The following is a 14,163-nucleotide window of genomic DNA, read 5'->3' as shown; positions in this document are numbered from 1 at the left end:
GACAGGGGGCGACGGGACAGGACATCGAGCATGCCCGAATCATCTCATCTCATGGCGTTCGCTCTGATCTCGCTCGGCATGGTTCTGACTCCGGGGCCGAACATGATCTACCTCGTCTCGCGCTCGATCTCTCAGGGACCGGCGGCAGGGCTCGTCTCCCTCGGGGGAATCGGGCTCGGCTTCGTCTTTTATATGCTTTGCGCGGTGTTCGGGGTGACTGCGCTGTTGATGGCGGTGCCGTTTGCCTACGATACCCTGCGATTGGCGGGTGCGGCCTACCTGCTCTGGCTCGCGTGGCAGGCAGTAAGACCTGGAGCGCGCTCACCTTTTCAGGCCACGTTACTTCCGAGTGACAGCCCGGGGCGACTTTTTGCCATGGGGTTCCTGACGAACGTCCTGAACCCCAAGATCGCGGTGATGTATCTGTCGCTGCTGCCGCAGTTCATCCGCCCGGACCAGGGCCACGTACTCGGGCAGGCGGTCACGCTGGGTAGCGTCCAGATCCTGGTCAGCCTCAGCGTGAACGCCGCCATCGCGATCACGGCCGGATCGATCGCCCGGACGGTGAGCGCGCGGCCCGGCTGGCTCGTGGTCCAGCGCTGGCTGATGGGCACGATGCTCGCCGGCCTCGCCGTCCGCATGGCGACGGAGGCGAGGCGGTAGTCAGCCCCGCGGAAACTCCAGGCCCATCTCGCGGTAGCGGGCGGGGTCGTCGGCCCAGTTCTCACGCACCTTCACGTGCAGGAACAGGTGAACCTTGGCCTCGGCCACCTCCGCGATGTCGCGACGCGCGGCCTGGCCGATCGCCTTGATGGTCTGACCCGCCTTGCCGAGCACGATCGAGCGCTGGCTCTCGCGCTCGACGAAGATCGTCTGCTCGATGCGCACCGAGCCGTCGCTCTTGATCACCCATTGGTCGGTCTCGACCGTGGAGCGGTAGGGCAACTCCTCGTGAAGCCGGTCATAGATCTTTTCGCGGGTGATCTCCGCGGCGAGCATACGGATCGGGGCGTCGGAGACCTGGTCCTCCGGATAGAGCCACGGGCTCGGCGGCATCCGGGCAGCGAGCGCCTTGCGCAGATGTGGCACGCCGTCGCCGTTCAGCGCCGAGATCATGAACGTGTCCTCGAAGGGCACTCGTGCATTCACCGCCAGCGCCAGTTCGAGCAGCTTCTCGCGGGCAATCAGGTCGATCTTGTTGAGGATCAGCAGCTTCGGCCGCCGCACCTCGGGCAGCTTCGACAGAATGGACTCGACCTCCTCGTCGATGCCCTTGCGGGCGTCGATCAGCAGGCAGAGCGCGTCCGCATCGCCCGCGCCGCTCCAGGCCGAATGCACCATGGCGCGGTCGAGCCGGCGCTTCGGCGCGAAAATCCCGGGCGTGTCGACGAGGATGACCTGCGCCCTGCCCTCCATGAGGATGCCGCGCACCTGGGTCCGCGTCGTCTGCACCTTTCGCGAGACGATCGTGACCTTGGCGCCGACGATGGCGTTGAGCAGCGTCGACTTGCCGGCATTCGGCACGCCGATCAGCGCGACGAAGCCCGCCCGCGTCTCCACCGGCTTGAGCTCCGGCGGTTCGCTTGCGTGCGCGTCGGTCCCGGTGTCGTCGGGCTCGTGGTCGTCGGGCGTCTGGCCCTCGGTCTCGGTCATTCCTGTCCGTCCTGCGCGACGCCTGCGGCGCCGATCCCCTCGCGGTCGAGCACGGCTTGTGCCGCTTCCTGCTCCGCGAGCCGTTTCGAGCCGCCGCGTCCGAGCCCCGCCTCGACCCCGGACACGCGCGCGGCGATGACGAAGACCGGCGCGTGGTCGGGGCCGGAGCGCTCGACCACCTCATAGACCGGAATCGGCAGGGCCCGCGCCATCGCCCATTCCTGCAGGGCCGATTTCGCGTCGCGCCCGCGGGGTGCCGCCGTATCCTGCTCGGGGCGGAAGGCCGCCTGCACGATCGCCTTGGCGGCCGCATAACCGGCATCGAGGAAGACCGCGCCTAGGATCGCCTCGCAGACATCGGCCAGGATGGTCTGGTTGCGCCGGCCTCCGCCCTGGACTTCGCCGGGACCGAGATTGAGATGCGGGCCGACTTCCCAGGCCTCGGCGACCGAGGCGCAGGTCTCGCGGCGCACGAGTCCGGCGAGGCGGCGCGACAGGTCGCCCTCGTCGGCCTGCGGAAAGGCCTCGTAGAGCAGGTCCGCCACGGCGAGGCCGAGCACGCGATCGCCGAGGAACTCGAGGCGCTGGTAGCTGCCGATGCGGCCGCCATCCGCCTTGCTGACATGTGTCAGCGCCAGCGGCAGCAACTCCCGGTCGGCGAAGCGGTAGCCGATCGCGGTTTCGAGGACATCGATGGCGGGCTTTGGGCGATGCGCGCGCCGGGCGCGACTCGACGGACGTCCCTGCCGTCCGTCGTCAGGTCCGGAATTCTCGGTCTCGGCCGTCACATCAGTGGATCGTCGTGAAGATGCGGTTCCAGCGCACGTCGGCCGGCCAACGCCAGACCTGCCAGGCGGGCGTGCCCTCGTCGATGGAGAAGAAGATCATCTCGGCGCGGCCAACGAAGTTCTCGAAGGGCACGTAGCCGACGCTCGACAGGTCCCGCGAGTCGGTGGAGTTGTCGCGATTGTCGCCCATCATGAAGAAGTGGCCGGCGGGCACCGTGTAGAGCTCTGTGTTGTCCCAGAAGCCGTGGTCGCCGTCGCGCTCGACGGTGCGGTGCTCGACGCCGCCGGGCAGCGTCTCGTTGTATTGCGGCACCTTGGTCGCCTGACCGAAGGCGTCCGTCGTTTCGTAATCGGCGATGCGCTCGCGCTTCACCGCCTTGCCGTTGATGTTGAGCACGCCTTCGATCACCTGGATCTTGTCGCCGGGCAGGCCGATCACGCGCTTGATGTAGTCGGTGGCGTTGTCCTTCGGCAGCTTGAACACGGCGATGTCGCCGCGCTTCGGCTCGGCCCCCCAGACCCGGCCATGGTACTGGAACGGCAGGTACTCGGAGAGCGGCAGGGAGTATTTCGAGTAGCCGTAGGAGTACTTCGACACGAACAGGTAGTCGCCGATCAGCAGCGTCGGCACCAGCGAGCCGGAGGGAATGTTGAAGGGCTGGAACAGCAGCGTGCGCACCACGAGGGCGATGAGCAGGGCCTGGATGCCGACCTTGACGGTTTCCCGGATGCTGGCCCAGGTTCCGGTGTCGGGCTCGGCCGTCCGGACCTGCTGCTTCGTGTCTTGATCCACGCGCGCCTGTTCCATGTCGTTGGTGCTGGGCTCCAGGCCGGTCTCCGCCACGGTCGCGCGTGAGCGACCCGGCGAGGCGTCGGCGGTGTGCGGCGGTCTAGACCAAGCCGAGCCCCCCGGCAACGCAGGGGCGTGTCGGCTACCGATGCACGGTGCCGGAGGGCACCGCCTCGATGATCACGAAGGCCTGTGCCATCGGCGGATCGTCGGTCAGCGAGATGTGGATGCGGGCCTCGTGGCCCTCGGGTAGCATCGCGGCGAGCCGCGCCTCGGCGCCCCCGCTCAACCGCAGAGTCGGCTTGCCGCCGACTAGGTTCACCACCTCCATGTCGCGCCAGAACACGCCTTGGCTCATGCCGGTCCCGAGCGCCTTGGCGCAGGCCTCCTTGGCGGCGAAGCGCCGGGCATAAGAGGGCGCGCGCGCGGCTCGCGCATCGCATTTCACCCGCTCGCCATCCGTGAAGACGCGATGGGTGAAGCGCTCGCCGAACCGGGCGAGCGAGGATTCGATGCGGCGGATGTCGCAGAGGTCCGAGCCGATGCCGAGGATCATGGATGTGTCGCGTCTTCGCCAAACGTCTTCATTTGCCGAAACGCGGGCCGCCGTCGAGCGCGCGCGCAGGGGCGAGAAGGGATGCTTTCCCCGTGTGGCGCGCGCTCGGGGCCGGTCAGTGCGCCCGTTGCGCAACAGTCCTGGGATCGCCCGGCTGTTATCAAGGCGGGGCCGGTAGGGGCAAACCCGATCGCTCCACACCGACACTCAAGCCCCGCGGCCTCGTGCCCGCGGGGCTTTTTCTGGCCCGAACTACCGCGCTCACCGGTCGACACTGGGGTGGTCGGGTCCGGCGAGCGCGGTAGGCCAGCGTTCATTCGAGACCGGCTTCCGTATTCTATCGTACATTAGTGTCAGGTCCAGCGAAGGCTTGCCGTCACGGTGCGGAAGATTGCGGATTTTTTTCGCGATCGCACGGCGCAATGCCTTCGTTCAACCGTACCGCGCCCGGTCCATCGCCGCGCGCATGTCGCGAACCGCCTGCCGCAGTCCGACGAAAATCGCTTCGGCGATCAGCGCGTGGCCGATGTTGAGCTCGCGGAGCTCGGTCAACGCCGCAACCGATCCGACACTGTCGAGGGTGAGGCCGTGACCGGCATGGACCTCGAGGCCGAGCCCGTTGCCATGGCGGGCGGCGCGCACGATCCGGTCGAGCTCATGCCGGGTGCGGGCCTCGTCGCCCGCGACGTGCGCCTCGCAATAGCTGCCGGTGTGGAGCTCGACGACGGGCGCCCCCAGAGCGAACGCGGCTTCCATCACCGCCTCGTCCGGCTCGACGAAGAGCGACACGCGGATGCCGGCCTGCGCCAGGGTGGCGATTCGCGGCGCGAGATGGGCGCGCGCCCCGATGATGTCGAGGCCGCCCTCGGTGGTACGCTCCTCGCGCTTCTCGGGGACGAGACAGGCCGCGTGCGGCCGGGTCGCCAGCGCGATGGCGACCATCTCGTCGGTCGACGCCATCTCGAGATTGAGCGGCACCGGCAGGCTCTTGAGCGCAGCGATGTCGGCGTCGCGAATGTGGCGGCGATCCTCGCGCAGATGCGCGGTGATTCCATCGGCGCCGGCCGCCACGGCGTCGCGGGCTGCGCGCACCGGATCCGGGTAGACGCCGCCGCGGGCATTCCGGACGGTGGCGACGTGGTCGATGTTGACGCCGAGCCGCAGCAGCGTAGGCGAGGAGGACGTGGACACGGGAGAGCTCCGCCAGAGGACGCGGCGCGCAGCGCTGCCGCTCGCGCGGAATTGGACCGTGCTTCGCGCAATGACAATGGAGCGGATGCGCCGGGGACCTCGTCGCCCCTGCGATCAGCCTGCGAGCGAATCTTCGTCCGCCTCCAGCAGCCCCCGCATGACGTCGAGAAACCCCTGGAGGATGTAGGCGGCCGCGAGCTTGTCGACGACTTCGCCACGCCGTGCGCGGGAGGTGTCGGCTTCGATCAGCATCCGGTTCACTGCGGCGCTCGACAGGCGCTCGTCGTGGAAGAACACCGGCAGCGGCAGGATCGGCTTCAGGTTGCGGACGAAGCTGCGGGTCGACTGCACCCGCGGACCCTCCGAGCCGTCCATGTTCAAGGGCAGGCCGATGACGAGCCCGCCGACCTGATGGCGCCCGCATAGCTCCGCCAATCGGCCGGCATCGGGGGTGAACTTGACCCGGCGGATGGTCTCCAGCGACGAGGCGATCTGCCGGCCGACATCGGAAAGCGCGAGGCCGATGGTCTTGGTGCCGAGGTCTACCCCCATCAGCCGGGGTGCTCCGCGCGATGCCGCGACGAAGGCCGCGATGTCGTCGCGGTTCACGCCCGGCCTTCTGCCGGCACGGCTTCCGCGCCGATCCGCGCCAGGGCTTCGGCATCGTCGCCTTCGAACGAGGCCGGGAGGGGCGCCTCGGCGCCGCCGAGGATGTGCAGGATCTCCGCGCCCTGGAGCCCGCGCACCAGCGCGAGCAGATCGGCACCGCCGAAATGAATGGTTTCGAGATCCGCGCCGAGCGCCCAGATTTCGTACTCGGCGGAGCCCGGAGTCACGTCCCAGAACAGGAAGCTGCCGCTCTCGGTCTCGCCGAAGAACGCGGCCCGCTCCATCAGCGCCGCATCGGAATCGCCCTCGACGGTGAAGCGATGCGGCTCGTCGCGGGTCAGGGCGTTCTCGGACAGGCTGTCGATCGCCACGGCGACGCTGTGGGCGATCACGTGCGCGCGGGTCACGAGATCGACGGCAGGCTCCGGCACCGGCGTCGCGATGCGCAACTGGCCGCCGATCCGGCCGGCGCCGCATTCGCGGGCGAAGGCCCTGTAGGAGGCGGGGAGGGCGAAGCCGAGTTCGGCCTCGGCACGGTCGAGATCCGCCTCGGTCGAGAGGAGTCCCGGCCGGAATTCCGTGAAGACGCGCTGCCACATGATCGGCCTCCCGGGATGTCGCGGATCGAGCCCCGGCTTACGTCCGCCGCCGCGGAGTTGTCCACCGGCCCGTTCACCATGCGTAGAGATCGCCATGGCGCGAAACGGATCAGGCCCGGCATGGTGGCGTTTAACGATAGCTTAACTCTGTTCCGGACCGCCCGTGACCGCTCCCAGCCCGACGACGGTTCGCCGCAAGCCCGCCCCTACGGTCGTGACCCTGGGGCAATGGCGGCTGCGGCGCAGGCACCTGCTGATGCTGGCGCTCGCCGTCGAAGTGCTCGTGATGGGCGCGCGGCGCGCCGAGCACTACCACCCGCCCGGCATCACCGTGGACCTGCCGAGCACGCAAGGACACATCATCACCTGAGCCTCCTAGCGCGGCCGAGCGTTGCCCGCGCGCGAATGGCGGTGCTATAGCCCGGCCGTTCCCGGCTAAAGCCCTCACCGGCCTGACTGCGTCAGGCCGGTGAGGGCTTTAGGTCTTTAGTTCGACGCGCTTTCCGACGAACCGGCATCCACTTCGCCGCAAAGCGCTCTGAGGCGGTACAAGGGCGGCATGTCGGTCGACGCGAAGACGGTACGGCGCATCGCGCATCTGGCGCGCATCGCGGTCGCGGATGAGGACGTGGCGCCGCTCCAGGGCGAGCTGAACGCGATCCTCGCCTTCGTCGAGCAGCTCAACGCGGTCGATGTCGACGGCGTCGAGCCGATGACCTCGGTCACCCCGATGATCATGAAGAAGCGCGTAGACGCCGTCACCGAAGGTGGCCGCGCCGGCGATATCGTGGCCAACGCCCCCGAGACCGAGGACGGGTATTTTCTGGTCCCGAAGGTCGTCGAGTAGAAGGTTGGGGTCGCTCGACACGCGTTTGGCACGAACGAATGACACCCGCCCCGTCATTGCAAGCGAAGCGAAGCAATCCAGCCTCGGTCGTAGGGCGTCGCGCTTCCCTGGATTGCTTCGCTTCGCTCGCATTGACGGCCCGGTAAGCGACAGCCTGCACGAGGCTATGAAAGTGGCATGACGGCACTCAACGAACTCACCCTGGCCGAAGCCCGCGACGGGCTGACCACCAAACAGTTCTCGGCGCGTGAGATCGCGCAGGCGCATATCGATGCCCTGGAGAAGGCGCGGGTGCTCAACGCCTATCTCGTCGAGACGCCGGACCGCGCGCTCAAGATGGCCGATGTCAGCGATGCAAAGATCGCCAAGGGCGAGGCGCGGCCTCTGGAAGGCCTGCCGCTCGGCATCAAGGACCTCTTCTGCACGCAGGGCGTCCACACGACGGCCGGGTCGAAGATCCTCGAAGGCTTCGAGCCGCATTACGAGTCGAACGTCTCGACCCAGCTCTGGCGCGACGGCGCGGTGATGCTGGGCAAGCTCAACCTCGACGAATTCGCCATGGGCTCGTCGAACGAGACCAGCGCCTACGGCAACGTGATCTCGCCCTGGCGGCGGAACGGCTCGGACGCGGCGCTCGTCCCCGGCGGCTCGTCCGGCGGCTCGTCGGCCGCCGTTGCCGCGCACCTCTGCCTCGGCGCCACCGCCACCGACACCGGCGGCTCGATCCGCCAGCCGGCCGCCTTCACCGGTACCGTCGGCATCAAGCCGACCTACGGCCGCTGCTCGCGCTGGGGGATCGTGGCCTACGCCTCGTCCCTCGATCAGGCCGGACCGATCGCCCGCACCACCCGCGACTGCGCGATCCTGCTCGGCTCCATGGCCGGCCACGATCCGCGGGACACCACCTCGGTGGACCTTCCGGTGCCCGACTTCGAAGCGGCGGTCGCGCGCGGCGTGAAGGGCCTGACCATCGGCATCCCGAAGGAGTACCGGGTCGACGGCATGCCGGCCGAGATTCAGAAGCTCTGGGACCAAGGCGCCGAATGGCTTCGGGCCGCCGGCGCGACCATCAAGGAAATCTCGCTGCCGCACACGCAGTACGCGTTGCCGGCCTACTACATCGTCGCGCCGGCCGAGGCCTCCTCGAACCTCGCCCGCTACGACGGCGTGCGCTACGGCCTGCGCGTCCCCGGCAAGGACATCGCCGGGATGTACGAGAACACCCGCGCCGCCGGCTTCGGCCCTGAGGTGCGCCGCCGCATCATGATCGGCACCTACGTGCTCTCGGCCGGCTACTACGACGCCTATTACGTGCGCGCCCAGAAGATCCGCACGCTGATCAAGCGCGACTTCGAGCAGGCCTACGCCGCCGGCGTCGACGCCATCCTGACGCCTGCGACCCCGTCCGCCGCATTCGGCATCGGCGAGAAGGCGAGCGCCGACCCGGTGGAGATGTACCTCAACGACGTGTTCACGGTGACGGTGAACATGGCCGGGCTCCCCGGCATCTCGGTACCGGCCGGCCTCGACGCTCAGGGCCTGCCCCTCGGCCTCCAACTCATCGGCCGCCCGTTCGACGAGGAGACGCTGTTCGCCGCCTCTCAGGTGATCGAAGACGCGGCCGGGCGTACGCGCCTGCCCAAGGCGTGGTGGGCGTGACCCCCGCCGAGCACCTCTCCGTCCCGGTCTATCCGTTCGCCGTGTGGATCATGGCGGCGTTCGACCCGGTCCTGATCCTGGTCTCGGTCTGGCTCGGCTGGACCGCAAACCAGTTTGGCAAGCTGTTTCTGGCCGCGATCGCGGGCCTCGCGGTCTCGGTACTCGCCTCCTGGCTAATTACGGCCATCGGTATCCCCTGGCCGGCCCCGGTCGCCGCCGACCTGCCGACGTTCTTTCCCGTGCGAACGGTGGGGTCGTTCCTGTGGGCGCTCGTGGGGTATGGGGCGCGGCGAGTGGCGAAGCCAAGAAGCGGCTGAGCCTTCTGGACGACCCTTCGAGGCCCGCTACGCGGGCACCTCAGTGTGAGGCGGGTGGTTTGGATGAGCGTTCGGTTCGGGCCGTTGGGCGCTTCGCCAGTTCCTGAAGCCTGTCCCAGTTCTCGGCGATCAGCGCTTCCTTCTTCGCCCGGCTCCAGCCCTTGATCTGGCGCTCGGCAGCGATGGCGTCGGTGATAGGTGTGTCCGGGATACCTCCCCGATTAATGCTCACCAAAGCGCTTTTCGAGACTCTAACCGCGAGCCGAACCAACATAGTAGCTGCCGTCGACACATCGCAGGATGTAGACGAAAGCGTTCCTTCCACAGCCTCATAGCGCCACGCCAATGGAGCCTATCCCAGCCCCTCATGCTGAGGTGCCCGCGTAGCGGACCTCGAAGCACGGCTGACGCGGCTCCAACTCTACTCCGCAGGCACTGAATGCGCCGCCGGCATAGGCCGAGCCTCAGCGGCCTCGCGCTCCCCGGCCTCGACATCCCGCCGCCTGAACAGCCGCATCACGACCACAAAAAACACCGGCACGAAGAACACCGCGAGCACGGTGGCGGAGATCATGCCGCCCATCACTCCGGTGCCGATGGCCTGTTGGCTCTTCGAGGCGGCGCCGGTCGCGATGGCGAGGGGGACAACGCCGAAGATGAAGGCGAGCGAGGTCATCACGATCGGGCGGAAGCGCAGGCGGGACGCCGTGATCGTGGCCTCGACGATCGAGGTGCCGGGCTTCCAGAGGTCACGTGCGAATTCGACGATCAGGATCGCGTTCTTGGCAGAGAGGCCGATGATCGTGATGAGACCGATCTTGAAATAGACGTCGTTCGGCATGCCGCGCAGATAGACCGCGGCGACCGAGCCGATGACGCCGAGGGGGATCACGAGCAGCACAGAGAACGGGATCGACCAGCTCTCGTAGAGTGCCGCGAGACAGAGGAAGACGATCACCACCGAGAGGGCGAGCAGCAGCGTCGCCTGGCTGCCGGCCTCCTTCTCCTGCAGGGACTGGCCGGTCCAGGCGTAGCCGAAGCCCTTGGGCAGGTAGGTCATCAGCCGCTCCATCTCAGCGATGGTGTCGCCGGAGGTGTAGCCGGCGGCCGGCTCCCCGGTGATGCGCACCGACTGGTAGCCGTTGAAGCCGACGATCTGGGCCGGGCCGACGCTCCATTTCAGGTCGGCGAAGGACGACATCGGCACCATCGTGCCCTGCGCATTCTTGACCGCGTAGTTCAAGAGGTCCGAGGCGCCGAGGCGCTGCAGGTCCTCGGACTGGACGATCACGCGCTGCATCTTCCCACGATTGGGGAAGTCGTTGACGTAGACCGAGCCGAGATTCACCTGGATCGTGTCGTTGATGTCCTCGAAGGCGACGCCGAGCGCGGCGGCCTTCTCGCGGTCGATGACGAGTTCGGCCTGGGGGGCCGGCGGCAGACCCTCGATCTTCATCTTGGTGAGGATCGGGCTTTTCTTGGCCAGCGAGAGCAGCTGCTCCTGCGCCGCGAGCAGAGCCGAATAGCCCTTCTGGGCGCGGTCCTGCAGACGGAACGAGAAGCCGGCGGCATTGCCGAGGTTGTCGATCGGCGGCGGCTCCTGCGCGTCGAAGCTCGCATCGCGATAGTTTGCCATCGCCTCGTTGGTGCCCCGCACGAGGTTCGCGGCCGAGTTGGCGGCGTCGCGCTGCGACCAGTCCTTCAGGGTGACGAAGGCCTGGCTCGTCATCTGGCCCTGGCCCGAGAACGAGAAGCCGTTGATGATCGTCACCGTAGCGACCCCCGGCTGCGCCATCAGGTGGTCCTCGACTTTCTTCACTGCGGCCAGGGTGCGGTTGAAGGAGGAGCCCGGCGGCGTCTGGATGTCGACGGTGAAGAAGCCCTGGTCCTCCAAGGGTAGGAATGCCTGGGGCATCCGGGCGAAGCCGTAGGCGACGGCTCCGACCAGCACGAGGTAGATCACCATCACCCGGCCGGACTTCTTGATGAACCAGCCGACGCCGTCGGCGTAGCGGGCGGTCTCACGGTCGACGATTCGGTTGAACCAGCCGAAGACGCCGCCCTTGGCGTGGCCGTGGCCCTTCTCGATGGGCTTGAGGATCGTCGCGCAGAGGGCCGGCGTCAGCGAGAGCGCCAGCAGGGCCGAGAAGGCGATCGAGGTGACCATCGCGATCGAGAACTGGCGGTAGATGATGCCGACCGAGCCGGGGAAGAACGCCATCGGGATGAACACCGCGATCAGCACCAGCGTGATGCCGATGATGGCGCCGGTGATCTGGCTCATGGCCTTCCGGGTGGCCTCCTTCGGCGGAAGCCCCTCCTCGTTCATGATGCGCTCGACGTTCTCGACCACGACGATGGCGTCGTCGACGAGGATGCCGATGGCGAGCACCATGCCGAACATGGTCAGCACGTTCACCGAGAAACCGGCGAGCATCATCACCGTGCAGGTGCCGAGCAGCGCGATCGGCACGACGATGGTCGGGATCAGCGTGTAGCGGATGTTCTGGAGGAAGACGAACATCACGATGAAGACCAGCACCACGGCCTCGACGAGGGTCATCATGACCTTCTTGATCGAAGCCTGGACGGCAGGCGTGATGTCGTAGGGGATGTCCCATTTCAGGCTGTCGGGGAAGAACTGCGACAGCTCCTCCATCTTGGCGCGGATCGCCTTGGCGGTCTCGAGCGCGTTGCCATCGGGCGCGAGGGTCACCGAGATGCCGGCGGCCTGACCGCCGTTGAGGCGGGTGGTGAACTTGTAGTCCTCGCCGCCGAGTTCGATCCTGGCGACGTCGCGCAGGCGAACGTTCGAGCCGTCGGGGTTCGCGCGCAGCACGACGGCGCCGAAGGCCTCCGGCTCCGTCATCTGGCCCTTGACGATGATCGGGTAGTTGACCGCGTGCGCCTCCGGGCTCGGCTGCGCCCCGACGGCGCCCGACGCGATCTGGACGTTCTGCTTGCCGATCGCCTTGGTGACGTCGGCGGCGTTGAGCGAGAGGCCGCGCAGCTTGTCCGGGTCGATCCAGATGCGCAAGCTGCGCTCGGTCGAGTACAGCGTCGCCCGGCCGACGCCGGGGATGCGGCGGATCTCGTTGATGACGTTGCGGATCAGGAAGTCGCCGAGGCCGACCTCGTCGGTCTTCCCGTCGGTGGAGACCAGCGTGATGATGTTGAGGGTAGCGGCGGAGGCTTCCTCCACCAGGATGCCCTGCTGGCGCACTTCCGCGGGCAGACGGGCTTCCACGCGCTTGAGCCGGTTCTGAACCTCGACGCCGGCATAGCCGGGATCGGTGCCCGGCCGGAAGCTCGCGGTGATCTCGACGACGCCGAACCCGTCGGAGGCCGATTCGAAGCTCAGGATGTTGGCCGCGCCGTTGAGCTCGTCCTCGATCAGGCGCGTCGTGCCCGTGTAGAGGTTCTCCACCGAGGCTCCGGGATAGGCCGTCGAGAGCGCGATCGCGGGCGGCGCGATGATCGGATACTGCGCCACGGGCAGGTTCGGGATCGAGAGCGCGCCGCCCAGCATGATGAAGAGCGCGACGACCCAGGCGAAGACCGGCCGGTCGATAAAGAAGCGAGCCATGTTCCTGCGGCGCCTTCAGCGGACCTGGGCGACGGGCTGGGCAGCCCCGTCGGGGGAGGCGGCCGCGTCCTTGTCGGCGGCGTCGGCATCGTGCGGCTTGTCGCCCTCCGGGACCTCGGTCTTCCAAGGGTGGGTCTTCACCTCCATCCCGGCGACGATCTTCTGAAAGCCCTCGACCACGACGGTCTGGCCGGGCTTGAGCCCTTCGCGGATCACCCAATTGCCGTCGACCACCGGACCGACCTCGATCGGCTGCAGCATGACGTGGCCGTCGGCCTTCACCACCCAGACCTCGGGCTTGCCGTCGTTGGTGCGCTGGATCGCTTGCTGCGGCACGGCAATGGCGTCGACGTCGATGCCCTGCTTGATGCGGGCGCGGACATACATCCCGGGAAACAGCTCGTCGTGCGGGTTCGGGATCAACACGCGGAGCGTCACCTGGCCGGTGCTCGGATCGGCTGTGACATCCGAGAACAGCAGGCGGCCGGCAGACCCGTAGAGCGCACCGTCATCCATGATCAGGTGGACGTTGGCCGCGTCGTGCGACAGCCGGTCGAGCTCGCCACTGGCGAAGTCTCGGCGCAGCTTGTTCAGTTCCCCGACCGATTGGGTGATGTCGACATAGATCGGGTCGAGCTGCTGGATCGTGGCGAGGACCCCCGTGGTGCCGGACTCGATCAGCGTGCCCTCGGTGAGCAGCGCCCGGCCGATGCGGCCGGAGATCGGCGCGCGCACGTCGGTCCAGGACAGGTTGAGCCGGGCACGGTCGCGCATCGCCTTGGCGCCGGCGACCTCGGCCTCGGCCTGCTTCTTTCCGGCATAGGCGGTGTCGTATTGCGCCTGGCTCGCGGTGTTGCGGGCGAGCAGCGTCTCGAGGCGCTCGGCCTGCTGCGAGGCGAGCACCAGCGCCGCCTCGGTCTTGGCGAGCGTGGCCTCCGCGCTGGCGAGATCGACCTGATAGGGCGCCGGGTCGATCTTGTAGAGGATGTCGCCCTCGTGAACCGCGCTGCCCTGTTCGAACAGGCGCTTGGTGACGAGGCCGGAGACGCGCGAGCGCACTTCGGCGATCCGCATCGGCGCCACGCGCCCGGGCAGGTCGCGTACGTAGGGGATCGGCTGCGATTTGACGTTCACCACGCTGACGTCCGGCGGCGGCAGCGGCACGGGGGCGGCGGCCTTCTGTTCGTTGCAGGCCGAGACGGCGACCAGCACGAGGCTGGCGGCCAGCGTGGTGCTCCAGGTCCAGCCGCTGCGGATGGCTCGGCGAGGGCTCAAGCGGGACGACGTCACGATGGGTTCGCTCCTGCGATACGCTCAAGTCGGAGGCACACGGCCTCTTCAGGTACGAATGGCCCGGGCTTCCGGGTCATGCTCCCGGCGGGAGATGCGAGGTGTCTCGACGCCGGGTCTCCGCAGGCCCGATCGTCGATCGGCCGGGCGTGCGGTTGAGGCGCATCCCGGGGATGCGGCGACAGTGCGGATCGTACACCGTGTCGTCGGCGTCGGTGCATGCGGGGAAATCTGGGCGATCCCGCGACACTGCGATCCGTGTCGCGGACCTGCCTGCC

Annotated in this window: 14 protein-coding genes and 1 pseudogene; 5 read left to right on the top strand and 10 right to left on the bottom strand. The window is 67.9% G+C overall.

Annotated features, from left to right (window positions below):
- The first annotated feature begins 30 nt into the window (after positions 1-30).
- Positions 31-663 (top strand): LysE family translocator, encoded by a 633-nt coding sequence (locus MHA02_RS01435; protein ID WP_147076193.1) that lies wholly within the window; start codon positions 31-33, stop codon positions 661-663.
- Here the strand turns inward: MHA02_RS01435 and era are convergent, their stop codons facing one another.
- The 7 genes from era to MHA02_RS01400 all read right to left on the bottom strand — a co-directional run bounded on the left by era (position 664) and on the right by MHA02_RS01400 (position 6,186).
- Positions 664-1,653: a GTPase Era gene (era, locus tag MHA02_RS01430; RefSeq protein ID WP_147076192.1), complete on the bottom strand. Its 990-nt coding sequence runs from the start codon at positions 1,651-1,653 to the stop codon at positions 664-666. It abuts the gene before it with no gap.
- Entirely contained in the window at positions 1,650-2,441 is a 792-nt protein-coding gene (rnc, locus tag MHA02_RS01425; RefSeq protein ID WP_147076191.1) for a ribonuclease III, read from the bottom strand. Before rnc ends, era begins: the two co-directional genes overlap by 4 nt.
- 1 nt (position 2,442) lies before the next feature.
- Positions 2,443-3,249 (bottom strand): signal peptidase I, encoded by an 807-nt coding sequence (lepB, locus tag MHA02_RS01420; RefSeq protein WP_147076227.1) that lies wholly within the window; start codon positions 3,247-3,249, stop codon positions 2,443-2,445.
- Positions 3,250-3,373: 124 nt separating this feature from the next.
- Entirely contained in the window at positions 3,374-3,787 is a 414-nt protein-coding gene (acpS, locus tag MHA02_RS01415; protein WP_147076190.1) for a holo-ACP synthase, read from the bottom strand.
- A gap of 432 nt (positions 3,788-4,219) precedes the next feature.
- Positions 4,220-4,978: a pyridoxine 5'-phosphate synthase gene (locus MHA02_RS01410; RefSeq protein ID WP_238180389.1), complete on the bottom strand. Its 759-nt coding sequence runs from the start codon at positions 4,976-4,978 to the stop codon at positions 4,220-4,222.
- A 114-nt stretch (positions 4,979-5,092) separates the two neighbouring features.
- Positions 5,093-5,587 carry a Holliday junction resolvase RuvX gene (ruvX, locus tag MHA02_RS01405; RefSeq protein ID WP_147076189.1) on the bottom strand — a complete coding sequence of 165 codons (495 nt, stop codon included), beginning with the start codon at positions 5,585-5,587 and terminating at the stop codon, positions 5,093-5,095.
- Positions 5,584-6,186 carry an SMI1/KNR4 family protein gene (locus MHA02_RS01400; RefSeq protein WP_147076188.1) on the bottom strand — a complete coding sequence of 201 codons (603 nt, stop codon included), beginning with the start codon at positions 6,184-6,186 and terminating at the stop codon, positions 5,584-5,586. The genes ruvX and MHA02_RS01400 overlap by 4 nt, the downstream gene beginning before the upstream one ends.
- A 163-nt stretch (positions 6,187-6,349) precedes the next feature.
- Between MHA02_RS01400 and MHA02_RS01395 the strand changes: the two genes are divergently transcribed.
- The 4 genes from MHA02_RS01395 (at position 6,350) to MHA02_RS01380 (ending at position 9,009) form a co-directional block, all read left to right on the top strand.
- Positions 6,350-6,556: a hypothetical protein gene (locus MHA02_RS01395; protein WP_147076187.1), complete on the top strand. Its 207-nt coding sequence runs from the start codon at positions 6,350-6,352 to the stop codon at positions 6,554-6,556.
- Between the two features lie 189 nt (positions 6,557-6,745).
- Complete coding sequence (gene gatC / locus MHA02_RS01390) at positions 6,746-7,033, top strand: Asp-tRNA(Asn)/Glu-tRNA(Gln) amidotransferase subunit GatC (protein WP_147076186.1); 288 nt, start codon at positions 6,746-6,748, stop codon at positions 7,031-7,033.
- Between the two features lie 177 nt (positions 7,034-7,210).
- Complete coding sequence (gene gatA / locus MHA02_RS01385) at positions 7,211-8,692, top strand: Asp-tRNA(Asn)/Glu-tRNA(Gln) amidotransferase subunit GatA (RefSeq protein WP_147076185.1); 1,482 nt, start codon at positions 7,211-7,213, stop codon at positions 8,690-8,692.
- 50 nt (positions 8,693-8,742) lie between these two features.
- Positions 8,743-9,009 (top strand): hypothetical protein, encoded by a 267-nt coding sequence (locus tag MHA02_RS01380; protein ID WP_147076225.1) that lies wholly within the window; start codon positions 8,743-8,745, stop codon positions 9,007-9,009.
- Between the two features lie 40 nt (positions 9,010-9,049).
- On the opposite strand, the pseudogene MHA02_RS22915 reads toward MHA02_RS01380, so the two are convergent.
- From MHA02_RS22915 to MHA02_RS01365, 3 genes and pseudogenes are all read right to left on the bottom strand, one after another.
- Positions 9,050-9,208: pseudogene (locus tag MHA02_RS22915) on the bottom strand (GIY-YIG nuclease family protein); the annotation flags it as partial.
- A gap of 222 nt (positions 9,209-9,430) precedes the next feature.
- Positions 9,431-12,595, bottom strand: a complete 3,165-nt coding sequence (locus MHA02_RS01370) for a multidrug efflux RND transporter permease subunit (RefSeq protein WP_147076184.1) — start codon at positions 12,593-12,595, stop codon at positions 9,431-9,433.
- 15 nt (positions 12,596-12,610) lie between these two features.
- Entirely contained in the window at positions 12,611-13,870 is a 1,260-nt protein-coding gene (locus MHA02_RS01365) for an efflux RND transporter periplasmic adaptor subunit (RefSeq protein WP_373866676.1), read from the bottom strand.
- Positions 13,871-14,163: the final 293 nt, after the last annotated feature.

It is taken from the genome of Methylobacterium haplocladii (assembly GCF_007992175.1).
GTDB lineage: Bacteria > Pseudomonadota > Alphaproteobacteria > Rhizobiales > Beijerinckiaceae > Methylobacterium > Methylobacterium haplocladii.
This window is presented reverse-complemented; position numbering and strand designations above follow the sequence as displayed.

What these genes read in the sequence shown, in the direction of transcription:
- MHA02_RS01435 (WP_147076193.1), top strand. Translation starts at nt 31, where the DNA reads ATGCCCGAATCATCTCATCTCATGGCGTTCGCTCTGATCTCGCTCGGC.
- MHA02_RS01370 (WP_147076184.1), bottom strand. Translation starts at nt 12,595, where the DNA reads ATGGCTCGCTTCTTTATCGACCGGCCGGTCTTCGCCTGGGTCGTCGCG.
- gatC (WP_147076186.1), top strand. Translation starts at nt 6,746, where the DNA reads ATGTCGGTCGACGCGAAGACGGTACGGCGCATCGCGCATCTGGCGCGC.
- era (WP_147076192.1), bottom strand. Translation starts at nt 1,653, where the DNA reads ATGACCGAGACCGAGGGCCAGACGCCCGACGACCACGAGCCCGACGAC.
- gatA (WP_147076185.1), top strand. Translation starts at nt 7,211, where the DNA reads ATGACGGCACTCAACGAACTCACCCTGGCCGAAGCCCGCGACGGGCTG.
- acpS (WP_147076190.1), bottom strand. Translation starts at nt 3,787, where the DNA reads ATGATCCTCGGCATCGGCTCGGACCTCTGCGACATCCGCCGCATCGAA.
- lepB (WP_147076227.1), bottom strand. Translation starts at nt 3,249, where the DNA reads ATGGAACAGGCGCGCGTGGATCAAGACACGAAGCAGCAGGTCCGGACG.
- MHA02_RS01400 (WP_147076188.1), bottom strand. Translation starts at nt 6,186, where the DNA reads ATGTGGCAGCGCGTCTTCACGGAATTCCGGCCGGGACTCCTCTCGACC.
- MHA02_RS01380 (WP_147076225.1), top strand. Translation starts at nt 8,743, where the DNA reads ATGGCGGCGTTCGACCCGGTCCTGATCCTGGTCTCGGTCTGGCTCGGC.